Source organism: Streptococcus sp. 29896 (genome assembly GCF_032594915.1).
GTDB lineage: Bacteria > Bacillota > Bacilli > Lactobacillales > Streptococcaceae > Streptococcus > Streptococcus suivaginalis.
In genome coordinates this window covers 1112085-1135386 of sequence record NZ_CP118733.1, presented here as the reverse complement: position 1 = coordinate 1135386, position 23302 = coordinate 1112085, and the positions used below count along the sequence as shown (strand labels likewise).

Here is a 23302-nt window from a genome sequence, read left to right as displayed (position 1 = left end):
AACTGTACAAAAGTGGTATTTGAAGTTATTAATTTTATGAGGGAGGGAATGCTTTAGAAAGTTTTTTCTACCAAAAATCCAATTGTTCTATAAAAAGACTGAATTTTTCGTATGAAAATATTTCTTTTTATGCTAAAATAATATGAAGGTGGTACTATGATTAAAATCTTTGGTAAGGTTCGCTACCATTGGCAGCCGGAGTTGGCCTGGGCTGTGATTTATTGGTCAATGGCTGTGGCGCCGGTATTTATTGGGCTGTCGCTTTTGTATGAAAAAGCTCGGATTCCAAATGTGATTTTTATCCTCTTCTTGATATTTATCGTTTTGTTTGGAGCGGGTTTTCATCGCTATTTCGTCTTGGAAGAGGGAGATTTGAGAATTGCTTCTGCAAATCCTTTTCGGAAAAGTCGTATTGCGATTGCTAGTATAGAAAAAGTAGAGGTATCGGTTCTTTCGATCACGCTCTACTCTAGTGATTATCCGTCGGGCTTGTCTTTCTGTATGCGAAAATGGCCCAAGAAATATTTTATTAACGACTTGGCCCGTCATACTCACTTCCGGGGGGAAGTGGAGTTGGTTGACCATTTGAAAAAACAAGACTATTTTGAAGTGTATTATTCAGAAAAAGCCAAATCAGTCCGCTAAAATGGCTTTGGTTGGACAGGATTTGGCTGCAAGTAATAATTCTGCTTGGTTTGGAAATTCTTTTTCTAGGGATGCTGGGGCGGATGCTAAAAGGACAATTCCGTCATCGTCGTAGTCAAATTCATTTGAGATGGTTTGGCAGAGGCCGCAAGCGATACATTTTTCTGGAATTAATTGAATTTTCATACCTATATTTTAACGATTTATAATAAAAAAGACAAGGAGAAGCATTATGTCTCAAGAACCATGGAATGAAGAAATTTATGAAGCAACTGAAACCAGTCGTAAGAGTCGCGTGATGAAGGGCTATTCTAGTTCGAAGATTTTTACAATTTTAGCCGTCATTTTCGCGATTATCGTATTGGCAATTATAATCACTGCCTTGTATTTGTCGATGGGTGGTAGCAACACAAACTCAACAGAAGGATTTTATAATGCTAGTGCAAGTAGCGCAGTAGTAAGTTCTACAACTGAGTCCAGCTCTTCATCAACTTCGACAGAATCAAGTACGAGTATAGAAGAGTCGACTGAAGTTTCTAGCACGGAAACAACTGCTTCATCAAGTAGCTCGACTTTGACAGATACAGGAGATGGTTCGACATTGACTGTTCAAGCTGGCGAAGGTGTAGGATCCATTGCAGCACGTGCAGGTATTTCGATTGCTCAGTTAGAAAGTTTGAACCCTGAAAAGATGACCACTGGTTCTTGGTTAGCTCATCCGGGTGATGTTGTTCGGATCAAATAAAGGAGTACGATGAAATCAATTCAAATTGCAATTGACGGACCAGCTTCGAGTGGTAAGTCAACCGTCGCGAAAATTATTGCCAAACAGTTGGGTTATACCTATCTTGATACTGGTGCCATGTACCGTGCGGTCACTTTGTTGGCATTGGAACACCAATTGGCTGAAGATCAGGTTGGTCAACTCTTGGAACTTGTTGATCAGGAGCCGATTTCGTTTGATCGGAATCAGGATGGTCAACAGCGCGTCTTTCTCGGTCAAAGAGATGTTAGCTTGGCTATTCGTGACAACGATGTGACCAACAATGTATCTTGGGTTTCAGCGCTTGCGCCTGTTCGAGAGAAACTAGTTGCCTTGCAGCAGGAGATTGCAAAGGCTGGTGGGATCGTGATGGATGGTCGCGATATTGGAACAGTTGTTTTACCACAGGCGGAACTCAAAATATTCCTTATTGCCTCTGTTGAAGAGCGTGCACTTCGACGTTTTAAGGAAAATACGGAACGTGGTATCGAGACAGACTTGGAAACCTTGAAAGAGGAGATTTCGGCTCGTGACTATAAAGATTCTAATCGGGCAGTTTCTCCCCTGAAAGCTGCAGATGATGCCATTACCTTTGATACAACAGGTGTTTCTATCGAAGGCGTTGTAGCATTTATCTCAGAAAAAGCAAAAGAAATCCTTGACAAGTAAGTTTAGACATGTTAGAATAGTCGTATTGAGAAAAGCAGAAGTGAGAGCTTCTCGCCTTGCGACTAACGTTGTCTGGCCCTACATGTTCAAGATTTCTTCGGAAAGACTAATGATGTAGTGCGGACTTGTTTAGCAAGTCCGTTTCGTTTTTCTCGAAAAAAATAAAATGAGGTGAAAAGCCATAGCAAAGCAAGATTTGTTCATCAATGATGAAATTCGAGTGCGTGAAGTTCGTCTTATCGGCCTTGAGGGTGAACAGTTGGGTATTAAACCACTCAACGAAGCACAAGCATTAGCTGACGCTGCTAACGTTGACCTTGTGTTAATTCAACCGCAAGCGAAACCACCTGTTGCAAAAATTATGGACTATGGAAAGTTCAAATTTGAGTACCAGAAAAAACAGAAGGAACAACGCAAGAAACAAAGTGTTGTCACTGTAAAAGAAGTACGTCTTAGCCCAACTATTGATAAGGGCGACTTTGAGACAAAACTTCGTAATGCTCGTAAATTCCTTGAAAAAGGAAACAAGGTCAAGGTATCCATTCGCTTTAAGGGGCGTATGATTACCCATAAGGAAGTTGGAGCAAAAGTTCTAGCAGAGTTTGCTGAAGCAACTCAGGATATCGCTATTATCGAACAGCGTGCTAAGATGGACGGTCGTCAAATGTTTATGCAATTGGCCCCAGCTTCAGACAAAAAATAAGCTTTTTAGCAAAAGGAGAATATCATGCCAAAACAAAAAACTCACCGCGCATCAGCTAAACGTTTCAAACGTACAGGTTCTGGTGGCTTGAAACGCTTCCGCGCATATACTTCACACCGTTTCCACGGTAAAACTAAAAAACAACGTCGTCACCTTCGTAAAGCAGGTATGGTACATGCTGGTGACTTCAAGCGTATCAAATCAATGCTTACAGGACTTAAATAAGTCGATTACTAGAAATTAGAGAATTATTCGGAGGAAATATACATGGCACGTGTTAAAGGTGGCGTTGTTTCTCGTAAACGCCGTAAACGTATTTTAAAATTAGCAAAAGGTTACTATGGAGCGAAGCATCTCTTGTTCCGCACTGCGAAAGAACAAGTAATGAACTCTTACTACTATGCATACCGTGACCGCCGTCAGAAAAAACGTGATTTCCGTAAATTGTGGATCACTCGTATCAACGCGGCTGCTCGCATGAACGGTTTGTCATACTCACAATTGATGCACGGTTTGAAATTGGCAGAAATCGAAGTAAACCGCAAAATGCTTGCTGACTTGGCAGTTAACGATGCAGCAGCTTTCACAGCTCTTGCAGATGCTGCTAAAGCAAAACTTGGAAAATAATCTTTGAATATTTTCAAAAGACTGGCTTTGAACTGCCCCCAAAAAGTTGGACAAATAATTATTGAAAGGATTTAGTTCTGTATTGGACAGGACTAAGTCCTTTTAATTTTGCTTTTATTCGTTTGTTGTTGTAGTAAAAAATATAATCTGTAATAGCTTCTTCAAGCTCATCAAGTGATTGATAAGATGTCTCGAGTCCATAAAACATTTCAGATTTGAGAATGCCAAAGAAAGACTCCATCATCCCATTATCTGGGCTATTCCCTTTGCGGGACATGGATGGTCGAATGCCTTTGGTTTCCAAAAAGTAATGGTAAGACTGGTGCTGGTATTGCCAACCTTGATCGCTGTGGAGAATAGTCCCACTGTATAAATCTGCTGGAAAAGCCTTCGCAAGCATGGTTTGAACCTGTTTCAAGTCAGGTGACCGAGACAGGGTAAAATCAATAATCTCACTATTATAGCCGTCAAGAACAGGCGATAAGTAGAGTTTCCCTTCAGGCAAAGCAAACTCCGTCACATCGGTATAACATTTTTCATAAGGCTTAGATCCCTCAAACTGACGTTTAATCAGATTATCAGCCTTCTTACCCAACTCACCTTTGTAAGAAGCATACTTGCGCTTACGACGAATACGAGCCGCTAAGCCCATGACTGTCATCAAGCGCTGCACCTTTTTGTGGTTGATGAAGAAACCTCGATTTCTGAGTTCTAAATAAATCCGACGATAGCCGTAATTACCTTTATGGTCATCATAAATGGCTTGAATTTCAGCCTTAATGGCTTTGTTCTTGTCGGGTTTCTCCAGTTGCTTGACTTGATAATAATAAGTTGAGCGAGGCATTTTAGCTGTCGCAAGTAGGAGGTCTAGTCGGAATCCTCCTTGGACCATATCTCTAATTGTTTCTGCTGTTCGCGCACTAGTGTTTCGTCCCTCAAGCGAAGTTCTCTCAACTTTTTTAGGAAGGCCACCTCAGTTCGAAGACGTTCATTTTCCTCTTGAAGGCGCTCTAATTCCGTCATCTCTTCCCAGGTTTTCTTGCGTTTACGTCCCATCTTGCTCGGTCTCCCTCTTGGTTTTTCAAGAATAGTATACCCGTTTTTCTTGTATTGTGCTATCCAATTGGGAAGCATTCCTCGATTTGGCAAGGCATAATCAAGGGAAACTGAGAGTTGAGAGCACCCATGAATCAAGACCTTATCCATTATTTCTTGCTTTAATTCAGGTGAATAATACCTATTTTTACCTTTTTCAACGCTTTCCACGCCATATCGATCCATGAGTTTTATCATGTATGTGAGATTGGCAATAGTGACCTTGTATATCTGGCTAAGGTTGACCCACGACACGCCACTCTTTCTCAGCTCATATATTTCTAGTTTATCTTCATAACTTAATTTCATAAGAAAAACACCCCAATCGTTAGATTTTGTGTCTAACTTTTGGGGTGCAGTTCACTTGACCAGTCTTTTTTGTATGAAGAAGAGAAAATCATTCAAAAATTGAAAATGTGAAATTTGTTTGTCAATAAGAAAATGGGAGTTGGAAAGAACTTGATTAAGTCAAAAAAAGAGTTCACCCTCACTTCCAAACAGTAGGTTCGAGCTAAAATAGTCCACTGGACTATTTTACTCCCATCCCTGCATAGCTCCAACAGTCAGATTAGTGACTGTTGGAGGTTGGAAATGAAGTGAACTCTGTTCGCATCAGTCGTAGAGGCTAGATTTGGAGTGCAAAGCACGAATTGCTGAGATTTGCTTCGCAAATCTTATCTCTAACCTTTAACAGTCCACTGGACTGTTAAACCCAATCAACCACTGCGCTGAGATGTTGACACGAACTCTGAGAAGTGTCCCTAGGCTTTTTGCCCAGTCTCATTTTTTTAATTATTCTCCGCTTGTCGAAGAGGTTGAAGTTGTCGTGCTTGTACTTGTAGAAGTAGAGGAAGAAGCACTTGTTGAACTATGTAGTTCCTGATAGCTTGGTGCCTTAAAGAGGTTCACCGTTGATTGATTGCCATTTTGACTATATAGGCTGGTTGATTGATTGCCCAGAGCTTTTTCAATGGCCAATTCTGCCTCTAGAGAATTGAGGTAGGAGAACTGGCTAGTATCCACTGTTGGGAGGCCATTGTCAAAGAAACGAATCAAGTCACCTGTTTGAATAGCATCACTCGCTGCTAATTGGGCAGCGGCAGCGGCCTTGAGGGCCTCAACTTCGGCAATTGTTGTTTCATCTGGATTGGTGATTTCCTCACCGGTTTCTGTATAGTACAATTTCCCTGCATAGCTGGTGTATTTTGGACTAATAAAGGTTCCAGAAGTACGCATGGCGACAACTTGGTCATTTTCAGGAGACAAGAGGTCTTGGCCGACCTGAAGGAAATTATTTGCCTCAATACCAAGCAGGTGTTCAAGGGTTGGTAGGGCATCGATTTCCCCTCCGTAGGTATCGATAATCTTGCCAGTTGTCATACCAGGAATAACAACCATGTAAGGTACACGTTGCAACATGGCATTGTCATAATCAGACCATGTTTCAGAATCCTTGCCGATCAAAGGTGCTAAGTCAGGGTTGCGTGAATTTGAGATCCCGTAATGGTCTCCGTAGAGAACAATTACGGATTTTTCATACAAGCCAGTAGCTTTTAAGTAATTAAAGAAAGCTTCGATGGAAGAATCCAAGTAGTTAGCGGTAGCAAAGTAACCATTGATAGTTTCATCATCTGTTTGGGCCAATGGGAAGCCGATCTCATCTCCGATCAAACTGGTTGTATAAGGATAGTGATTGGATACAGTGATGTATTTTGCGTAGAAAGGTTGTTGCATATGCTCTAGATATTCGATAGAGTCAGCAAGCATGATTTTATCGTTCAGTCCGTATTGGAAGGAGTTTTCATCCGTTTGTTCAGTGAAATAGGATTGATCAAAGAAGTAATTGTAGCCCCACTGTTTGTAGGTATTGTTACGGTTCCAAAAACTTCCTGCATTTCCATGGAAGACAGCCGAGCTATAACCTCCGTTTTGAGCTAAGATATGAGGGGCAGCTTGTTGGGTATTGGTGCCTCCGTATTGGACCATAAAGGACCCTTGGTTGAGTCCAAATAGAGAAGTTTCAATCATGGTCTCAGCATCAGAAGTTTTACCTGCCTTAACCTGGTTAAAGAAGTTTGAAAAGGCGAGAGTGGATGAAGAGTGGTAGAGGGAATTGAGGAAGGGAGTCACTTCGTAGTCAACCCCATCGACATTCAACTTATAGTCAATGACGAACTGTTGCAAACTTTCTAAGTGGATATAGATAACATTTCGACCCTTGGCAATGCCAAAATACTGGTCGTTTGGTGCAGCATAGTGTTCAGAAATGTACTCCTGAACAGGAACCAAATCTTCAGCAGTAGCTCCTGAACGGTCTTGATGGGCCTTATAGGTCTGGTTAGCATTATAGCCGAGAAAGGCTGGTAATCCAAGAGCTCTGACGATATAGGTATTTGAAAAACCGCGAGACAGTAGTTCTGGGCGATCGATTTCAGCCAGAAAGAGGTTAGCTGAAGCAAGCATAACAGATAAGGCTGTGATAGCAAAGCTTTGGCGGATTGGGAAAGCCTTTTTATCCAACACCACCATTTTCTTAACGAGTAGAACACCAAAGATGATGAAATCCAGCAGATAAACTAGGTCCCAGATCCGAAAGAGTTTTAAAGCGGCTTCGCCCAAACCTGCGGAGACACTTGAAGTCGCCATCATAGTCGAGATGGTAATGAAATCAGAAAATTCCCTGTAATAGATGGCATTTGAAAACAGCCAAGAGAATAAAATAAAATAAATAGCAAAGGCAAATCCATAAAATACCTTGGTCTTACGGATGTAAAGGGAAGCGCCAATTAGCAGTAATCCAAATGGAATAGGATTGATGAAGGCCAGCATGTTTTGGTAGAAGCCCTTCATATCCAAGTCAAAGTCAATGTAGTAAGCCCAAATCGATTTTAGCCAATAAATGCCTACCAATAGTAGGACAAAACCTAGTCGTGTTTTCAACCCTTTTTTCAGGGAGTTCAAAAGTTTATTCAAAAATCTATTCCTCTTCGAGTAAAAATAAAATCTCAGTCCATTATAACATACTTTCAAAATTAGGATAAAAGATAGAAGTTTTTTTAAATTTAATTTCAGAATTTCTGATATAATTAGTATATGAAGAAACTGACAGTTGGGGCACAGGTTGCCAAGAAAATAAGAAAAGGGATCCAATTGTTGGATGCGGGAGATTTTCCTGAATCCTTGGAGATGGAAACGGTAGTTGAATTGCAAGATCAGTCCGGTCAATTGCTCGGAACAGCCTATCTATCACAGCAAAACAAGGGAATCGGCTGGTATATTGGAACTGGTAAACGAAAACTGGACTCTGTTTTCTACCATAATCTATTTCAAGCTGCCAAGTCCAAGCGTCGGGCATATTTTGAGGATTCTCATACAACGGCTTTTCGGATTTTTAACCAAGATGGAGATGGTTTTGGTGGCTTGAGCATTGATCTATATGGAGATTTTGCTCTCTTTTCTTGGTACAATGCCTTTGTTTATTCGCAGAAAGAAACGATTGTAGCAGCTTTTCAGTCCGTCTATCCAGAGCTGGCTGGTGGTTATGAAAAAATTCGGTTCAAGGGATTGGACTATGAATCAGCCCATCTTTTCGGTCAGGAAGCTCCTGCTAACTTTACCATTCTAGAAAATGGTGTCTCTTATCAGGTCTTTCTAAATGATGGATTGATGACGGGGATTTTCTTGGATCAGCACCAAGTCCGTGGTAGCCTAGTGGATGGTTTAGCCGCTGGTAAATCAGTCCTCAACATGTTCTCTTATACAGCAGCTTTTTCTGTTGCTGCTGCTATGGGTGGAGCAGTTGAGACCCGCTCAGTTGACTTGGCTAAGCGATCAAGAGAATTGTCTCAAGCGCATTTTGTTGCCAACCATATCGACTTGGAGCAGCATTTCTTCCATGTCATGGATGTGTTTGAATATTTTAAGTATGCTCAGAAAAAAGGTCTTGGTTTTGATGTCATTGTCATCGATCCACCAAGCTTTGCTCGCAATAAAAAACAAACTTTTTCAGTTGTGAAAGATTACCACAAACTGGTTTCGCAGGCCTTGACGATTTTAAATCCCAAAGGGGTATTGATCACCTCGACCAACGCATCCAATCTTTCGATTGAAAAATTTAAAGCGCAAATTGAAAAAGGTTTTGCAGGTATTCCTCACAAATATCTTGCCACCTACCGCCTCCCAAGTGATTTTGCGGTGAATCAATCTGATGAAAGTAGTAATTACCTCAAGGTATTTACGATACAGGTAGAAAAATGAAAATTATCGTCCCCATCATGCCCCAAAATATGGAAGAGCTCTTAGCACTGGATGCTGAGCGTTTGGCAGATGCCGACATCATTGAATGGAGAGCAGATTATCTTCCAAAAGAACAGATTTTGACAGTTGCGCCAGCTGTTTTTGAGAAATTTGTCGGCCGTGAAATTCTTTTCACTCTTCGAACGACCAAAGAAGGTGGTTTGATTGATCTATCGAACCAGGACTATGTGCACTTGATCAAGGAAGTGGCAGCTCTTTATCAGCCTGATTATATCGACTTTGAATACTATAGTCATCGGGATGTCTTTGATCAGATGTTGGAATTTCCAAATTTGGTTCTCAGCTACCATAACTTCATTGAAACACCCGATAATTTTATGGAGATCATTTCAGAGCTGACTAGTCTATCTCCTGCTGTGGTGAAGATGGCTGTGATGGCTAACACCGAACAGGATGTACTGGATGTGATGAACTTTACACGTGCCTTTAAAAACCTCCACGCCGGCCAAGCCTTTGCGACTATGTCAATGGGGCGTTTTGGAAAACTGTCGCGTATAGCAGGAGTTGTAACAGGTTCCTGCTGGACCTTTGCTAGCCTGGACGAAGCTAGTGCACCAGGACAAATGTCCCTAGCAAATACACGCAAATTTTTAGAAATACTGGAGAACTAGATGAGATATTTAACAGCGGGAGAATCCCATGGACCACGATTAACAGCCATTATTGAGGGAGTGCCTGCTGGACTACCTTTAACAGCAGAGCAGATTAATGAAGACCTGAAACGCCGTCAGGGAGGATACGGTCGAGGTGCTCGCATGCAAATTGAAACCGACCAGGTGGAAATCACTGCCGGTGTCCGACATGGGAAAACAACTGGAGCTCCTATTACACTCAATGTCACTAATAAAGACCATCAAAAATGGTTGGAAATCATGTCAGTCGAAGATATTGATGATAAGTTGAAAAGTAAGCGCCGCATCACGCGACCACGACCTGGGCATGCTGACCTAGTTGGTGGTATTAAATATCGATTTGATGATTTGCGCAATTCACTCGAACGATCAAGTGCGCGCGAGACCACTATGCGTGTGGCAGTTGGCGCTGTTGCCAAACGAATTTTAGCAGAATTAGACATGGAAATTGCCAATCATGTAGTCGTCTTTGGTGGTAAAGAAATTGATGTCCCAGATGGCCTAAGCGTTGCTCAAGTACGGGAGTTGGCTGCTCAATCGGAGGTATCTATTGTCAACCAAGAGCGTGAAGACGAGATCAAAGCCTATATCGACCAAATCAAACGTGATGGGGATACCATTGGTGGCGTTGTTGAAACCATCGTTGGAGGAGTGCCAGTTGGTTTGGGTTCCTATGTACAATGGGATAAGAAATTGGATGCCAAACTAGCTCAAGCGGTTGTTTCCATCAATGCTTTTAAAGGGGTTGAATTCGGCGTAGGGTTCCAGGCGGGCTACTTAAAAGGCAGTCAGGTCATGGACGAAATCGTATGGTCTGAAGAAGCAGGCTATACGCGTCGTACCAATAACCTTGGAGGATTTGAAGGCGGGATGACCAACGGAGAACCTATTGTGATTCGTGGTGTTATGAAGCCGATTCCGACTCTCTATAAGCCACTCATGTCCGTAGATATTGAAACCCACGAGCCTTATAAGGCAACGGTTGAACGCTCAGATCCTACGGCTCTTCCTGCAGCAGGCGTTGTAATGGAAGCTGTCGTAGCAACCGTACTTGCAACTGAAATTTTAGAAAAATTCTCTTCTGATAACATGGAGGAATTGAAAGAAGCGGTTGACAAACACCGTCAGTTCACGAAAGAATTCTAGGTGAGTCTATGTCAAAAACGATTTATATCGCTGGGCTCGGCTTAATAGGAGCTTCCATTGCTCTTGGAATTCGACGTGACCATCCGGAATACCGTTTGTTAGGTTACAATCGAAGTCAGGAATCACGGATTATCGCGCTCGAAGCTGGGATGATTGATGCTGCGACGGATTGTTTTGAAAAGTTTGCGGCTGAGGCAGATGTCATAATCTTATGTCTTCCCATTAAGCAAACCATTCAATTTATCAAAAAACTGGCAACTCTTGATTTGAAAGAACAGGTCTTGGTTACGGATGCAGGTTCTACCAAGGCAGAAATTGTTGCAGCAGCAGATACCTATTTGGCACCTAAGAATGTGAATTTTATCGGTGGTCATCCAATGGCTGGTAGCCATAAGACAGGGGCGGCGGCAGCAGATGTCCACTTGTTTGAAAATGCTTATTACATTTTCACCCCTTCTTTAGCAACGAAAAAGGACGCGATAGCCCGGATGACAGATTTGTTATCTGGCCTCCGAGCACGCTTTATTGAGATTTCTGCCCAGGACCATGACCGCATTACCAGTCAAGTTTCTCATTTTCCGCATGTTTTGGCTTCCAGTTTGATGAATCAAGCCGGGGCCTACGTTTCTGACTACCCCCTGACCAACAATTTTGCAGCAGGTGGTTTTCGGGATATGACGCGGATCGCTGAGAGCGAGCCTGGTATGTGGACTAGCATTCTTTTGTCCAACCGTGAGAGTATCTTAGAGAGAATGCAAGAATTTCAAGCTAGGCTAGACCAAGTTGCACACATGATTCAAGCAGGCGATGAAGAAGCAATCTGGCAGTTCTTTGAAGCAGGTCGGCAGACACGAAAAGCTATGGAAATCCATAAGCGAGCTGGTGTCGATTCCTTCTATGATCTGTTTATCACAGTTCCAGACCAAGAGGACATCATTCTTGCCATACTTGAAATTCTACGTGGTATTTCAGTCGTCAATATTCGTATTAATGAAGAAAATCGAGAAGATATTCATGGTATTTTACAAATAACGTTTAAAAATAAACGAGATCAACAAGAAGCTTTTCGTCGATTGGAGGAGAAGACTTCTTATAGTATCTCGATAGAATAGGAGCAACTTATGTCAACAAATGTCTATGATATTGCCAACCAATTGGAGCGCGCCATTCGAAACTTACCTGAATACAAGGCAGTCGAAGCGATTAAGGTTTCAATCGATGGCAATAAGGAAGCCAAAACAATCTTGGAAAACTATGTCAATTTCCAAAAAGATGTCCAAGCACAGTTGCAGGCTGGTCAAATTCCAGGTGAGGATGTTCAGAAAAAAATGGTTGAGTTTAATAAACAAGTTCAGGCCAATCCATTACTTGTTGAATATTTCAGTAAACAACAAATTCTTGGAACCTATGTAGCTGATTTGGAACGCATTATCTTCCAACCATTAAATGAATTGCTGTAAAATATGGCCGAAAGGCTATATTTTTTTTCATATTTGAAATATTTTCAAAAAAGTTGAAAAAATCTGACAATTCTGGATAAAATTGCTTGACAAATCCATCAAAAAGTTTTATTATTTTACTAACCTAAATGAAATGAGAAAAGGAGACACAGTATGAAGACAGCTTGTCAAACACAATCAGTCAATCAGAAGTATTTCTACAGCTATTTTAGATAGTGTTTGTAGACATGAAGTTCATGGATACAAACACGGGAACGTAAAGTTTGTATCTATGTGGCTGTGGTTGTTTTGACGTTGCCTACATAGATGTTATATCTAAATAGGCCAGTCGCTCATTCTGTTTTTCTTATACAGTAGAATTGGGACCGTTTAGATATATCTAGGACGGTCCCATTTTTGTATCCTGCATGCTACAGACCGATGATAAATGGCATCATTTCAAAAAATTAAAGGAGATTAAACTTATGGGGTTTAAAAAAATTGTATTGAGCTCAGTAGCTCTATTGTCAGCAGTAACTTTGGCGGCTTGTTCGGCAAGCTCTTCCGATTCTGAATCTGTAAAACTTGGTATTATCCAATACGCTGAGCACGATGCGCTTTCTGCTTCACGTGAAGGATTTTTAGAAGCCTTGGCAGAAGCAGGATACGTGGAAGGTGAAAACATAACAGTTGATTACCAAAATTCACAGGGTGATCAAGCTAACCTCCAAACTATGGTGGAGCAGTTGGCAGGAGAGAACAATGTAAACTTTGCTATTGCGACTCCAGCTGCCCAGGCCTTGTTGAGTGTTGATTCGGAGACACCGTCAGTATTTACTGCTGTAACGGATCCAGTAGAAGCAGGTTTAGTGAATTCAATGGAAGCACCTGGTGGAAATATGACAGGTTCAGTCGATTCGACAGATGTTGAAGGTCAAATTGAGATGTTGCTCAAAGTTGTACCAGAAGCTAAAACAGTTGGTATCTTCTACAACTCAAGCGAAGTAAACTCAGAGGTCCAGGCCGAAACAGCTAAGAAAGCCCTAGAAGCAGCTGGCGTTTCCGTTGTTATCAAAACAGTTACATCTACCAATGATGTACAACAAGTGATGACGTCTCTTGCTGGTCAGGTTGATGCAATCTATCTTCCAACAGACAATACAGTAGCTTCAACAGCTTCTACAATCGGTGAAATTTTGAAAGAAGCAAAAGTCCCTGCAATGGGTTCCGATGCCGCTGTCCTAGATGCAGCCCTCTTCACATACGGAGTTGATTACCACGCTATCGGTGTTCAGGCTGGTGAGTTGGCTGTTCAAATCCTTGAAGGTGCTGATCCAGCAGAATTGGCAGTTGAAACACCTGAAACGGCAGCGATTGCAGTGAACGAAGAAATGGCTAGTGCGGTGGGAATTGATCCTGCAACGATTGAAGCATTAGCGAAATAAATAAAAAATAGCTAGGAGAAATGTATGTATTCGTATTTGGTTAAAAAATTAACAGGAATTTCAGTTATCGGTTTGAGCGCCTTGGCTTTAGCAGCATGCTCAACATCTTCAAACAGTTCATCTAGTGAAACCGTTGCTGTTGGTATTTTGCAATATATGGAGCATGATTCTTTGACAGCAGCACGTGAAGGGTTTGTGGCAGAATTGGCTGCAAATGGTTATACAGAAGGTGACAAGATTACCTTGGACTACCAAAATGCTCAAGGAGATCAGGCCAATCTTCAGACCATTTCAGAGCAATTGGTCGGTGATAATGATATCGTCCTAGCGATTGCAACACCTGCAGCACAAAGTTTGGCAACTGTTTCGACGGAAACACCGATTCTGTTTACTGCAGTAACGGACCCACTTTCAGCTGACTTGGTTGAATCAATTGAACAACCTGGTGGATTATTAACAGGTACATCTGACCAGGCACCAATTGATAAACAAGTTGAATTGTTGGGACAGGCTGTGCCAGATGCGAAAACAGTTGGTATTCTCTATACGACCAGTGAGCGAAATTCAGAAGTACAGGTTGAGCAAGCGCAAAAATTACTTGAAGATGCAGGTTATACAGTTGTTGTTAAGGGCATTTCTTCGACAAATGAAGTTCAAGACGCAGCAACTATCTTGATGCAAGATGTAGATGCTGTCTTTGTTCCAACGGACAATACTGTTGCATCAACGATGTCAATGATTGGTGAATTATCTGTTGAGTATAAGGTGCCAGTTATTGGTGGTTCGACAGACATGGTAGATCAAGGTGGTCTCCTAACTTACGGTACTAACTACGAAGCGCTTGGGCGTCAGACTGCTAAGATTGCTATCGAAATTCTCGAAGGTGCTGATCCAGCAGAAACAGCTGTTCAGTATCCAGAAACTGTTGAATTGCATGTCAATACTGATATGGCAGAAAAACTCGGTATTGATGTATCTAACCTTACCGTTTCAGAATAAGAAAAACTAGAAGACCCCAATTGATGACGGGGCAATAAAAGGAGTAAATCGTGGATTTGATTTTATCAAGTATTTCTCAGGGTCTCCTTTGGTCAATTATGGCCATCGGTGTTTACCTGACCTTCCGTATTTTAGATATCGCAGACTTGACAGCAGAAGGTGCCTACCCGCTTGGCGCCGCTGTCTGTGCAACTGGAATTGTTAATGGGCTGAACCCTTTGCTTGCGACCTTCCTAGGCTTTGTCGCGGGGATGCTAGCTGGTTTAGTGTCGGGCTTGCTTCATACCAAGTTGAAAATTCCAGCCCTTTTAACAGGTATCGTAACCTTGACGGGCCTCTACTCGATTAACCTCAAGGTTTTGGGAAAGGCAAACGTAGCCTTGCTAAAACAGGAAACATTGGTGACACAATTACAAGATTTGGGCCTTACGAAGACAAATGCTGTTTTGCTGATTGGAGCAGTCTTCGTTATTGTGGTGATCCTTTTATTGACCCTTTTGCTCAATACGCAAATTGGTTTGGCCATTCGTTCAACAGGTGACAATATCCCGATGAGTGAGGCCAACGGCATCAATGTTGATAATATGAAAATCTATGGTTATATGTTGTCCAATGGCTTGATTGCCCTCTGTGGTGCCTTATTGACACAAAACAATGGCTATGCAGATTTGAACTCTGGTACAGGTACCATTGTTATCGGCTTGGCTTCTGTGATTATCGCAGAAGTGGTATTGCGCAATTTGAAAATTGGACAACGCTTGGCATCTGTCGTACTAGGAGCTGTTATTTACCGCTTGATTATTTTGACTATCTTGGAAATTCCAGGTATGGATGCTGACCTTGTGAAACTCTTCTCTGCCATTCTCTTGGCAACGGTTCTCTATGTGCCAGAATTGCAGAAAAAGCTCAACATTCGTCGTCCAAAGTTGAACGGAAACGCTTAGGAGGAAGTAATGACAACTATTTTATCGATTCAAAATATTCATAAAACCTTCGAAGCAGGAACGGTTAATGAGAACCATGTTCTTCGAGGTTTAAACTTGGATGTACAAGAAGGTGATTTTATCTCCATTATCGGTGGTAACGGTGCAGGTAAATCAACTTTTATGAACTCACTTGCAGGTGCTTTGACAGTTGATTCAGGTGATATTTTACTTGAAGGAAAATCCATCAAAAATGTCTCAGCTGCTAAACGCTCAAAAGACATTAGTAGAGTTTTCCAAGATCCTAAGATGGGCACGGCTTCCCGCTTGACCATTGAAGAAAATATGGCCATTGCCTACCGCCGTGGTTTATCTCGTGGTCTAGGCTGGGGTGTGAAAGACAGTGAACGTGCTATTTTCAAAGAGGCCTTGAAAGAACTTGGTTTGGGCTTGGAAGAGCGTATGAAAGTGGATACGCAGTTTCTTTCAGGGGGGCAGCGTCAGGCACTGACCTTGATGATGGCTTCGCTCGTGAAACCAAAAGTTCTCCTCCTAGATGAGCATACTGCGGCGCTAGATCCAAAGACCAGTGACATGGTGATGGAATTGACCAAGAAAATCGTGGAAAGTCATCAATTGACAGCCCTTATGATTACCCATAACATGGAAAATGCCATTGAATATGGAAACCGTTTGGTCATGTTGCACCGTGGTCAGATTGTTGTCGATGTTCGTGGTGAAGAAAAGAAAAACTTAACCGTTCAAGACCTTATGGAACTCTTCCATAAAAATAGCGGTGAAAAACTCATTGATGATGAGATGATTTTGTAAAAAAAAAAGACTACTGATTTATTCAAATCAGTAGTCTTTTTTTATATCGTCATTTGAATTAACCTTGATATATCGTCACTCTCAGCTTGCCGTACTCTAGTACTGCAAGCTCTTCAGTTCTTGTCTGAAAGCTAATTTATTTGACTATACTTGTAGATATTCCAGCATTTCTCCCATTGGGATTTGATGGATGGCTGCCTTGCCTAATTGTGGTACGATGACAAGTTTGATGGTCTTGCCTCGTGCTTTTTTATCTCGTGTTAAGGCAGCGTACAGTTCATCTACATTCCAAGGTTGGTGTGTAGTTGGCAAGCCGAATTTTTCGCACATGGCGATAATTTTTTCAGTAATACCAGCTGGCATGAGTCCTTTTTTCTCAGCTACACGTGCAATCTGGACCATACCGATGGCAACAGCTTCACCGTGCATGACTTGGCCGTAGCCAGCGGTAGCTTCGATAGCATGTCCAATGGTGTGACCGAAATTTAGGTAGAGTCTGACACCGTTGTCCAATTCATCCTCGACAACGACCTTGCGTTTAACTTCGCAGGAGTGGTAGATGATATAGTCAGCATGCTCCAAAATGCTCTTGACAGATCCATCTAGTTGGTCTAGGGTTTCCCAGAGCTCCACGTCATCTATTAAGCCATATTTGACAACCTCGCCCATTCCTTCAATCAATTCTCGTTTACCGAGTGTTTTTAGGGTATCAGGGTCGATGAGTACGCCGTCTGGCTGGCAGAAAGTGCCCACCATATTTTTGGCAAATGGGGTGTTCACGCCAGTTTTTCCCCCGATAGAAGAATCGACTTGGGCAGTTAGGCTGGTCGGGATTTGTAGGAAATGAATGCCACGCATGTAAGTTGACGCAACAAAGCCTGCCAAATCGCCAACGACTCCCCCGCCGAGAGCAATGATTCCGTCACTGCGTGTCATGCCATTTTTTACGAGAAATTCGTAGGCCTGGTTGACGGTATCAAGATTTTTTGAGACTTCACCTTCTGGAAATTCAAAGACAATGGTTTCAAAACCAGCTTGTTTTAAGCTTGACTGGACTGTTTCACGGTAGAGTGAGCCAACGTGGTCATCTGTAATAATGGCGATTTTCTGAGGTTTCCAAAGTTCTTTGACCCATGTACCTGTCTGTGCTAAACTTCCTCTTTGGATAAGGATGTCGTAGGGAGTGTTGGGAAGATTGACGGTCAGTTTCATCAGATTTCCTCTCTATTTGATGTCGTATTTCTGGACTAATTGGTCCCAAATTAAGTCAGTCGGCATTTCCTTATCAGTCCAGGCTTGGAAGGCTTCAGCTGCTTGAAAGAGGAGCATGCCCAAACCATTGATAGTTGGGTTGCCTTGTGACTGGGCAAGCTTCATTAAAGGTGTTTCAAATGGTTGATAGATCACATCTGCAACCAAGAGCTTTTCTGGGAATTGTAGGCTGGCAGGGACAGGTAAAGAAACTCCGTCCATACCGACACTGGTACCGTTGACCAACAAGTCTGACTTGGTAATTTCTTCTTGCATCAACTTGCTATCATCGTTGACTAGAACCTTCATGGGCACTCCAGTAGCTTGTGTAATTAGCGCAATACTTGCCTGTGTTCTTTCCAAGCTTTGTTGACGGCAGAAAATGGTGATCTCTTTGGCACCGTCCAGTGCAGCCTGAGCTATGATAGCAGTAGATGCGCCACCACCTCCAAGGATGGTTAGGCGTTTGTTGTCTACTTGAAATCCTTTTAGCTTTTCCAAGCTTTTGAAAAAACCAATGCCGTCAGTATTGTGCCCAATTAGCTTTTCATCCTGATGAATAACGGTATTGACAGCTCCAATCAAGCGAGCAGAGTCAGTCAGGCCATCGAGATAAGGGATGACAGCTTGTTTGTAGGGCATAGAAAGATTGATACCAAACATATCGTATCGTTTGATATTTTCTAGCGTAATAGCCAAGTCTTCCTCAGGAATTTCCCAAGCAACATATACTCCATTTACACCTGTATCTTGAAAAGCCAGATTATGAATAAAGGGGGAAATAGAGTGTTTGATTGGCTTGGCTACAACAGCAGCTAGACGAGTATATCCATCAATAGTCACAGGTTTCCTCCATTTTTGATCTGATTCTTTTAATTGTTGAGCTTATAAAGTTTGGTGGATTTCCCGGATAAGGGCTTCCGTTTTATCCCAGCCCAAACAAGGGTCGGTAATGGATTTTCCGAATACCTCAGGGCTATCTTGACGGCCGTCTTCTAAGTAGGATTCAATCATGAAACCACGGACATATTTGCGAATGGGTTCATTCCAATCACGGTTGATGAGGGTCTGACGGACGATACGGATTTGTTCCAGGTAGTTTTTACCAGAATTGTCGTGGTTGGTATCAATAACGATAAATGGATTTTGAAGACCAAATTGTTCATACTGTTTGATAGTTTTCAAGAGAATATCGTAGTAGTAGTTTGGTTCATAGGTTCCTTGCTCAGTATTGGCGCCACGAAGGATAGCATGGGCAAGCGGGTTTCCGTCTGTATCAACTTCGGCATCACGGTAGATAAAATTCTGTTTGTTTTGTGCGGCGTAGATACCATTGAACATAACGGTCAAATTACCAGAAGTTGGGTTTTTCATACCAGTTGGCATATCGACACCTGATGCAACAAATCTGTGTTCTTGGTCTTCAACCGAACGTGCTCCGATAGCATGGTAGGACACCAAGTCTTCCACAAGAGGGTAGTTGGCAGAGTAGAGCATTTCATCAGCAGTTGTGAGTCCGGTCTCAGTAATGACGCGGTAATGCAAATTGCGAACGGCAGCGATACCGTTTATCAGGTCTGGTAATTTAGAAGTATCTGGCTGATGAACCAGTCCTTTATAGCCTTCCCCATTGGTACGTGGCTTAGCTGTGTAAACCCGCATGACCATGAAGATTTTATCCTTGACTTCCTCTTGAAGTTTGGAGAGACGACGTGCGTATTCCAAAACGGCCTCTTCATTATCTGAAGAGCAAGGGCCGATAACCAAGAGCAAACGGTCATCTTCACCTCGGATAATTCTTTTCAGTTCTTCATCGCGCTGATTTTTTGCAGCCAGAAATTCTCCTTCTAACTTGGAAAGTTCCTTTACTTTATCGATGTCTAAACTGGTGCTACGTTTGTGAATTCCCATAATATCTTCCTATCTCTTGTAAATTTCTCGGATGAGTCCTTGTGTTTTTTCCCAGCCAAGGCAAGGGTCTGTGATGGATTTTCCATAGACATCTGGATTGTCTTGGCGACCGTCTTCAATGTAGGATTCAATCATGAAGCCGCGAACGTAGTTACGAATGGATTCGTTCCAGTCACGGTTGATTAAGGTTTGACGGACGATACGGATTTGTTCCAAATAATTTTTCCCAGAATTGTCATGATTGGTATCAATGATGATGAATGGATTTTTCAAGCCAAATTGGTCATAGAGGTCAATGGTTTCCAACAGATTATCGTAGTAGTAGTTTGGTAAATATTTGCCATTTTCATTGACTGCGCCACGAAGGATAACGTGAGCAAGTGGGTTACCAGATGTTTCAACTTCCGTATTATTGAAGAGGAATGATTGTTTCTTCTGAGCGGCAAAAAGACCATTGAACATGACTTTGAGGTTACCTGATGTCGGGTTTTTGAGGCCAGTTGGAACGTCGATGCCTGATGCAACAAAGCGGTGTTGTTGGTTTTCCACCGAACGTGCTCCGATAGCGATGTAGGAAACCAAGTCATCAACCAAAGACAGGTTTTCAGGATAGAGCATCTCGTCAGCAGTAGTTAAACCTGTTTCCGTAATGACACGATAGTGGAGGTTACGAACTGCTTTGATTCCGTTGATGAGGCTTGGTGCAGCATCTGTATCTGGTTGGTGCATGAGACCCTTGTAGCCGTCACCATTTGTACGTGGCTTGGCAGTATAGACGCGCATGACCATGAAAATTTTATCTTTGACCTCTTCTTGGAGCTTTGCCAAACGGTGTGCGTAGTCCAAGACGGCTTCTTCATTGTCTGATGAACATGGACCAATTACTAGGAGAAGACGATCATCTTCACCTTTTAAGATGGCTTCAAGTTCACTGTCACGAGCTTGTTTTTTAGCAAGTGTTTCTGGAGAAAGTTTTGAATGTTCTCGTACTTGATTGATGTCAATTTTTTCGCTGATTGGTGTAAACAATATAGAAGTCCTCTTTCATTGGTATATTCCTTAATTTTACCATTATTCTGAAGATTTTTAAACTAAAATAAATTCATTTTGATAAAATTTTCAGTAAATTCTGGAAATTCTGAGGTTGATATGATACAATCTGAGCTTCACATATATTTTTATGATTCTAGAGGAATTTTCTTTTTAGAAATTAATCTGAAATTGTCAAAAAAATCTGAAAACTCTTTGAAAATATGCTAGAATAGAACTGAAACTGTTTTGAGGTACAATGAAATGAAATTAAAAACCAATGTTCAAGCATTAAAAGGAACTATCCGAGTACCGGGAGACAAATCGATTAGTCACCGTTCTATTATCTTTGGTTCCATCGCTAAAGGTGTTACCAAGGTCTATGATATCTTGCGTGGGGAGGATGTCTTGTCCACCATGCAGGCCTTTCGTGATTTGGGTGTAAAAATAGAAGATAAAGGTGATGTGGTTGAAGTACATGGTGTTGGTTTTGAAGGTTTGCAAGCTCCTAAAAATCACCTAGATATGGGAAATTCAGGCACCTCTATTCGCTTGATTTCAGGTGTTTTGGCTGGTCAGGACTTTGAAGCGACTATGTTTGGTGATGATTCCCTTTCTAAGCGACCAATGGACCGTGTGACCATTCCTCTTAGTCAAATGGGTGTCGAAATCGCTGGACAGACAGATCGTGATTTGCCACCTCTGGTCATCAAGGGTAGCAAGAATTTACAAGCAATCCACTACAAACTCCCTGTAGCATCAGCCCAAGTCAAGTCTGCTCTGCTATTTGCAGCCTTACAGGCTGAAGGGGAGAGTATCATCATCGAGAAAGAGTTGACCCGTAATCACACGGAGGATATGATTGTCCAGTTTGGCGGTCAGTTGGATGTCAATGGTAAGGAAATCCGTATCCGAGGTGGGCAGGAATTTACAGCCCAGGAGATTACGGTGCCGGGCGATATTTCTAGTGCGGCCTTTTGGCTGGTAGCTGGTCTGGTGGTGCCAAATTCCAAGATCGTTCTGGAAAATGTCGGTATCAATGAAACACGGACTGGGATTTTAGATGTTATCAAGGCAATGGGAGGCAAGATTAGCCTGTCCCATGTGGATGAGCTGGCAAAATCTGCGACCATTACAGTGGAAACTTCTGACTTGCAAGGGACAGAGATTGCTGGCGACCTCATTCCACGCTTGATTGATGAATTGCCGATTATTGCTCTCCTAGCCACCCAAGCCAATGGCACAACGGTCATTCGGGATGCGGAGGAGCTGAAAGTTAAGGAAACAGACCGTATTCAAGTGGTAGCAGATGCCCTGAATAGTATGGGAGCAAACATTGAGCCGACCGAAGATGGTATGATTATCCATGGAAAAACTAGCTTGCACGGTGCGACTGTCAATACCTTTGGCGACCACCGTATCGGGATGATGACAGCTATTGCGGCCCTTTTGACTCAGGATGGAGAAGTGGACTTGGAAAGAGCGGAAGCGATCAATACCAGCTATCCAGCCTTCTTTGACCACTTAAATAGTTTGATAGACTAGGAGAAATTATGCCAATCGTTTTACTTGGATTTATGGGAGTAGGAAAAACCACTACTGCAAATTTGCTAAATCTACCTGTTTACGATATGGACCAAATCATTGAAGAACGAATTGGCATGTCCATCGCTGATTATTTCAGATTTAAAGGTGAAGCCGCCTTTCGTCAAGTTGAAACGGAAGTCTTGAAAGAATTGTTGGCCTTGTCAGCTGACTGCCTTGTGTCGACAGGTGGCGGTGTAGTCAAATCAGAGTTCAATCGTCAGTTATTGCAAAAGAATAAGGAAAATAATGTCTTATTGACGGCATCATTTGATGTTGCCTATGAGCGAATTAGCCAAGATAGTCAATCCCAGCGTCCCCTCTTTTTAGAAAATAGTAAGGATGACTTTGAAACAATTTATCAAGAGCGAATGTCTCTCTATCAAGGATTGGCTGATACCGTCATTGATACGGATGATTTAAGTCCAGAACATGTAGCAAGGAAAATTCTATGCAAGTAGCTTACTTAGGCCCTCGCGGGTCCTTTACTCACCACGTTGCCCAGCAAGCCTTCCCAGAGGCTGATTTGCTAGCTTATGGAACCATAACGGAAGTCATCAAGGCCTTTGAATCAGGGCAAGTAGAGTATTCAGTTGTTCCTGTTGAAAATTCCATTGAGGGCAGTGTTCATGAGACCATTGATTATCTTTTCCATCAGGCGGAAATTCATGCAGTTGCGGAGGTTGTGCAGCCCATCGCCCAACAACTCTTGGCGACCAGTGCAGATAAGCCGATTGAGGTTATTTACTCGCACCCACAGGCCATAGCTCAAGGCAAGAAGTACGTCCAGGAGCATTATCCGCAGGCAAGATTAGAGATGACAGCCAGCACCGCCTACGCGGCACGATTTGTAGCGGAGCATCCCGAGCAACCCTTCGCAGCCATTGCTCCTCATGCAGCAGCGGATGAGTATGGTTTGGAAGTGGTGGCTCAAGATATTCAGGAAATCAGCCAGAACTTTACACGTTTTTGGCTACTGGGACAAGATAAACCAAGTCTTTCATTGCCAGCGGATGAGAAAAAAGTATCTTTGGCTTTGACATTACCGGACAACTTACCAGGTGCTCTTTACAAGGCCATGTCTGTTTTTGCTTGGCGGGGGATTGACCTGACCAAGATTGAAAGTCGGCCTCTCAAAACGGCACTTGGTGAGTACTTCTTTATCATTGACGCGGAGAAGCAGCAGGATGAATTGCTCAGCTATGCCTTAAAAGAATTGACAAGTTTGGGGATTTCTTATAAAATTTTAGGGAACTATATGGTCTATCAGATCAAATAAGTCAGGGGAAAAGT

General features: G+C 42.4%; 25 protein-coding genes and 1 other annotated feature. Of the genes, 18 read left to right on the top strand and 7 right to left on the bottom strand.

The window, feature by feature from the left end; genetic code table 11:
- Nucleotides 1-156 precede the first annotated feature (156 nt).
- Nucleotides 157-645: an EbsA family protein gene (locus tag PXH68_RS05320; RefSeq protein ID WP_248028515.1), complete on the top strand. Its 489-nt coding sequence runs from the start codon at nt 157-159 to the stop codon at nt 643-645.
- On the opposite strand, the gene PXH68_RS05315 is transcribed toward PXH68_RS05320, so the two are convergent.
- A complete protein-coding gene (locus PXH68_RS05315; RefSeq protein WP_158455223.1) occupies nt 634-831 on the bottom strand; it encodes a ferredoxin in 198 nt (65 codons plus the stop codon). The genes PXH68_RS05320 and PXH68_RS05315 overlap by 12 nt on opposite strands.
- Nucleotides 832-877: 46 nt before the next feature.
- On the opposite strand from PXH68_RS05315, the gene PXH68_RS05310 reads away from it, so the two are divergent.
- The 5 genes from PXH68_RS05310 to rplT all read left to right on the top strand — a co-directional run bounded on the left by PXH68_RS05310 (nt 878) and on the right by rplT (nt 3407).
- Nucleotides 878-1390, top strand: coding sequence for an SAG1386/EF1546 family surface-associated protein (locus tag PXH68_RS05310; protein ID WP_248028516.1), 513 nt, complete (start codon nt 878-880; stop codon nt 1388-1390).
- 9 nt (nt 1391-1399) lie between these two features.
- Nucleotides 1400-2077 carry a (d)CMP kinase gene (gene cmk, locus PXH68_RS05305; RefSeq protein ID WP_248028517.1) on the top strand — a complete coding sequence of 226 codons (678 nt, stop codon included), beginning with the start codon at nt 1400-1402 and terminating at the stop codon, nt 2075-2077.
- Between the two features lie 26 nt (nt 2078-2103).
- Nucleotides 2104-2233, top strand: a sequence feature (ribosomal protein L20 leader region).
- 25 nt (nt 2234-2258) lie between these two features.
- Complete coding sequence (gene infC, locus PXH68_RS05300; RefSeq protein WP_158455217.1) at nt 2259-2780, top strand: translation initiation factor IF-3; 522 nt, start codon at nt 2259-2261, stop codon at nt 2778-2780.
- A gap of 24 nt (nt 2781-2804) precedes the next feature.
- A complete protein-coding gene (gene rpmI, locus PXH68_RS05295; RefSeq protein ID WP_012027223.1) occupies nt 2805-3005 on the top strand; it encodes a 50S ribosomal protein L35 in 201 nt (66 codons plus the stop codon).
- Between the two features lie 42 nt (nt 3006-3047).
- Nucleotides 3048-3407 carry a 50S ribosomal protein L20 gene (gene rplT, locus PXH68_RS05290; RefSeq protein ID WP_024531755.1) on the top strand — a complete coding sequence of 120 codons (360 nt, stop codon included), beginning with the start codon at nt 3048-3050 and terminating at the stop codon, nt 3405-3407.
- A 58-nt stretch (nt 3408-3465) separates the two neighbouring features.
- Here rplT and PXH68_RS05285 read toward each other — a convergent pair.
- Both PXH68_RS05285 and PXH68_RS05280 read right to left on the bottom strand, forming a co-directional pair.
- Nucleotides 3466-4811, bottom strand: a protein-coding gene (locus PXH68_RS05285) for an IS3 family transposase (protein ID WP_316715493.1) whose coding sequence is annotated in 2 segments (ribosomal slippage) — nt 3466-4370 and nt 4370-4811 — 1347 coding nt in all. Because the reading frame shifts where the segments join, the coding sequence is not laid out codon by codon here.
- A gap of 483 nt (nt 4812-5294) precedes the next feature.
- The gene (locus tag PXH68_RS05280) at nt 5295-7475 is read right to left on the bottom strand and encodes an LTA synthase family protein (RefSeq protein WP_248028108.1); all 2181 of its coding nucleotides are present in this window, start codon (nt 7473-7475) and stop codon (nt 5295-5297) included.
- A gap of 120 nt (nt 7476-7595) precedes the next feature.
- Here PXH68_RS05280 and PXH68_RS05275 point away from each other — a divergent pair, with 120 nt between their 5' ends.
- The 9 genes from PXH68_RS05275 (at nt 7596) to PXH68_RS05235 (ending at nt 16234) form a co-directional block, all read left to right on the top strand.
- Nucleotides 7596-8759 (top strand): class I SAM-dependent rRNA methyltransferase, encoded by a 1164-nt coding sequence (locus PXH68_RS05275; RefSeq protein ID WP_248028110.1) that lies wholly within the window; start codon nt 7596-7598, stop codon nt 8757-8759.
- Nucleotides 8756-9430, top strand: coding sequence for a type I 3-dehydroquinate dehydratase (aroD, locus tag PXH68_RS05270; RefSeq protein ID WP_248028112.1), 675 nt, complete (start codon nt 8756-8758; stop codon nt 9428-9430). The genes PXH68_RS05275 and aroD overlap by 4 nt, the downstream gene beginning before the upstream one ends.
- Nucleotides 9431-10597 carry a chorismate synthase gene (gene aroC, locus PXH68_RS05265; protein WP_205031627.1) on the top strand — a complete coding sequence of 389 codons (1167 nt, stop codon included), beginning with the start codon at nt 9431-9433 and terminating at the stop codon, nt 10595-10597.
- An 8-nt stretch (nt 10598-10605) separates the two neighbouring features.
- Nucleotides 10606-11709, top strand: a complete 1104-nt coding sequence (locus PXH68_RS05260; RefSeq protein ID WP_248028114.1) for a prephenate dehydrogenase — start codon at nt 10606-10608, stop codon at nt 11707-11709.
- Between the two features lie 9 nt (nt 11710-11718).
- The gene (locus PXH68_RS05255) at nt 11719-12057 is read left to right on the top strand and encodes a YlbF/YmcA family competence regulator (RefSeq protein ID WP_248028115.1); all 339 of its coding nucleotides are present in this window, start codon (nt 11719-11721) and stop codon (nt 12055-12057) included.
- 464 nt (nt 12058-12521) lie between these two features.
- Nucleotides 12522-13481: an ABC transporter substrate-binding protein gene (locus tag PXH68_RS05250; RefSeq protein WP_248028117.1), complete on the top strand. Its 960-nt coding sequence runs from the start codon at nt 12522-12524 to the stop codon at nt 13479-13481.
- Nucleotides 13482-13505: 24 nt separating this feature from the next.
- Nucleotides 13506-14480: an ABC transporter substrate-binding protein gene (locus PXH68_RS05245; RefSeq protein WP_248028120.1), complete on the top strand. Its 975-nt coding sequence runs from the start codon at nt 13506-13508 to the stop codon at nt 14478-14480.
- Between the two features lie 50 nt (nt 14481-14530).
- Nucleotides 14531-15424 (top strand): ABC transporter permease, encoded by an 894-nt coding sequence (locus tag PXH68_RS05240; protein WP_205031623.1) that lies wholly within the window; start codon nt 14531-14533, stop codon nt 15422-15424.
- 9 nt (nt 15425-15433) lie between these two features.
- Nucleotides 15434-16234 (top strand): ABC transporter ATP-binding protein, encoded by an 801-nt coding sequence (locus PXH68_RS05235; RefSeq protein WP_158455197.1) that lies wholly within the window; start codon nt 15434-15436, stop codon nt 16232-16234.
- A gap of 144 nt (nt 16235-16378) precedes the next feature.
- On the opposite strand, the gene aroB is transcribed toward PXH68_RS05235, so the two are convergent.
- Genes aroB through PXH68_RS05215 form a run of 4 tightly spaced genes read right to left on the bottom strand, consistent with a single transcriptional unit; the run spans nt 16379 to nt 20428 of the window.
- Entirely contained in the window at nt 16379-17446 is a 1068-nt protein-coding gene (gene aroB, locus PXH68_RS05230) for a 3-dehydroquinate synthase (RefSeq protein WP_248028122.1), read from the bottom strand.
- A gap of 12 nt (nt 17447-17458) precedes the next feature.
- Nucleotides 17459-18328, bottom strand: coding sequence for a shikimate dehydrogenase (locus PXH68_RS05225; protein ID WP_248028124.1), 870 nt, complete (start codon nt 18326-18328; stop codon nt 17459-17461).
- A gap of 42 nt (nt 18329-18370) precedes the next feature.
- Nucleotides 18371-19396, bottom strand: a complete 1026-nt coding sequence (locus PXH68_RS05220) for a 3-deoxy-7-phosphoheptulonate synthase (protein WP_248028125.1) — start codon at nt 19394-19396, stop codon at nt 18371-18373.
- Between the two features lie 9 nt (nt 19397-19405).
- Nucleotides 19406-20428, bottom strand: a complete 1023-nt coding sequence (locus tag PXH68_RS05215; RefSeq protein WP_248028174.1) for a 3-deoxy-7-phosphoheptulonate synthase — start codon at nt 20426-20428, stop codon at nt 19406-19408.
- Between the two features lie 261 nt (nt 20429-20689).
- Between PXH68_RS05215 and aroA the strand changes: the two genes are divergently transcribed.
- From aroA to pheA, 3 genes are read left to right on the top strand one after another with little or no spacing between them, the layout of a single operon-like run.
- Nucleotides 20690-21970: a 3-phosphoshikimate 1-carboxyvinyltransferase gene (aroA, locus tag PXH68_RS05210; protein ID WP_248028126.1), complete on the top strand. Its 1281-nt coding sequence runs from the start codon at nt 20690-20692 to the stop codon at nt 21968-21970.
- Nucleotides 21971-21978: 8 nt separating this feature from the next.
- A complete protein-coding gene (locus tag PXH68_RS05205; protein ID WP_248028127.1) occupies nt 21979-22470 on the top strand; it encodes a shikimate kinase in 492 nt (163 codons plus the stop codon).
- Nucleotides 22461-23288: a prephenate dehydratase gene (gene pheA / locus PXH68_RS05200; RefSeq protein ID WP_248028128.1), complete on the top strand. Its 828-nt coding sequence runs from the start codon at nt 22461-22463 to the stop codon at nt 23286-23288. The genes PXH68_RS05205 and pheA overlap by 10 nt, the downstream gene beginning before the upstream one ends.
- The last annotated feature ends 14 nt before the right edge of the window (nt 23289-23302 follow it).

What these genes read in the sequence shown, in the direction of transcription:
- rpmI (WP_012027223.1), top strand. Translation starts at nt 2,805, where the DNA reads ATGCCAAAACAAAAAACTCACCGCGCATCAGCTAAACGTTTCAAACGT.
- PXH68_RS05320 (WP_248028515.1), top strand. Translation starts at nt 157, where the DNA reads ATGATTAAAATCTTTGGTAAGGTTCGCTACCATTGGCAGCCGGAGTTG.
- rplT (WP_024531755.1), top strand. Translation starts at nt 3,048, where the DNA reads ATGGCACGTGTTAAAGGTGGCGTTGTTTCTCGTAAACGCCGTAAACGT.
- PXH68_RS05255 (WP_248028115.1), top strand. Translation starts at nt 11,719, where the DNA reads ATGTCAACAAATGTCTATGATATTGCCAACCAATTGGAGCGCGCCATT.
- PXH68_RS05205 (WP_248028127.1), top strand. Translation starts at nt 21,979, where the DNA reads ATGCCAATCGTTTTACTTGGATTTATGGGAGTAGGAAAAACCACTACT.
- cmk (WP_248028517.1), top strand. Translation starts at nt 1,400, where the DNA reads ATGAAATCAATTCAAATTGCAATTGACGGACCAGCTTCGAGTGGTAAG.
- PXH68_RS05315 (WP_158455223.1), bottom strand. Translation starts at nt 831, where the DNA reads ATGAAAATTCAATTAATTCCAGAAAAATGTATCGCTTGCGGCCTCTGC.
- PXH68_RS05310 (WP_248028516.1), top strand. Translation starts at nt 878, where the DNA reads ATGTCTCAAGAACCATGGAATGAAGAAATTTATGAAGCAACTGAAACC.
- PXH68_RS05275 (WP_248028110.1), top strand. Translation starts at nt 7,596, where the DNA reads ATGAAGAAACTGACAGTTGGGGCACAGGTTGCCAAGAAAATAAGAAAA.
- PXH68_RS05250 (WP_248028117.1), top strand. Translation starts at nt 12,522, where the DNA reads ATGGGGTTTAAAAAAATTGTATTGAGCTCAGTAGCTCTATTGTCAGCA.
- PXH68_RS05220 (WP_248028125.1), bottom strand. Translation starts at nt 19,396, where the DNA reads ATGGGAATTCACAAACGTAGCACCAGTTTAGACATCGATAAAGTAAAG.
- aroD (WP_248028112.1), top strand. Translation starts at nt 8,756, where the DNA reads ATGAAAATTATCGTCCCCATCATGCCCCAAAATATGGAAGAGCTCTTA.
- PXH68_RS05260 (WP_248028114.1), top strand. Translation starts at nt 10,606, where the DNA reads ATGTCAAAAACGATTTATATCGCTGGGCTCGGCTTAATAGGAGCTTCC.
- PXH68_RS05245 (WP_248028120.1), top strand. Translation starts at nt 13,506, where the DNA reads ATGTATTCGTATTTGGTTAAAAAATTAACAGGAATTTCAGTTATCGGT.
- aroA (WP_248028126.1), top strand. Translation starts at nt 20,690, where the DNA reads ATGAAATTAAAAACCAATGTTCAAGCATTAAAAGGAACTATCCGAGTA.
- PXH68_RS05235 (WP_158455197.1), top strand. Translation starts at nt 15,434, where the DNA reads ATGACAACTATTTTATCGATTCAAAATATTCATAAAACCTTCGAAGCA.
- pheA (WP_248028128.1), top strand. Translation starts at nt 22,461, where the DNA reads ATGCAAGTAGCTTACTTAGGCCCTCGCGGGTCCTTTACTCACCACGTT.
- aroB (WP_248028122.1), bottom strand. Translation starts at nt 17,446, where the DNA reads ATGAAACTGACCGTCAATCTTCCCAACACTCCCTACGACATCCTTATC.
- aroC (WP_205031627.1), top strand. Translation starts at nt 9,431, where the DNA reads ATGAGATATTTAACAGCGGGAGAATCCCATGGACCACGATTAACAGCC.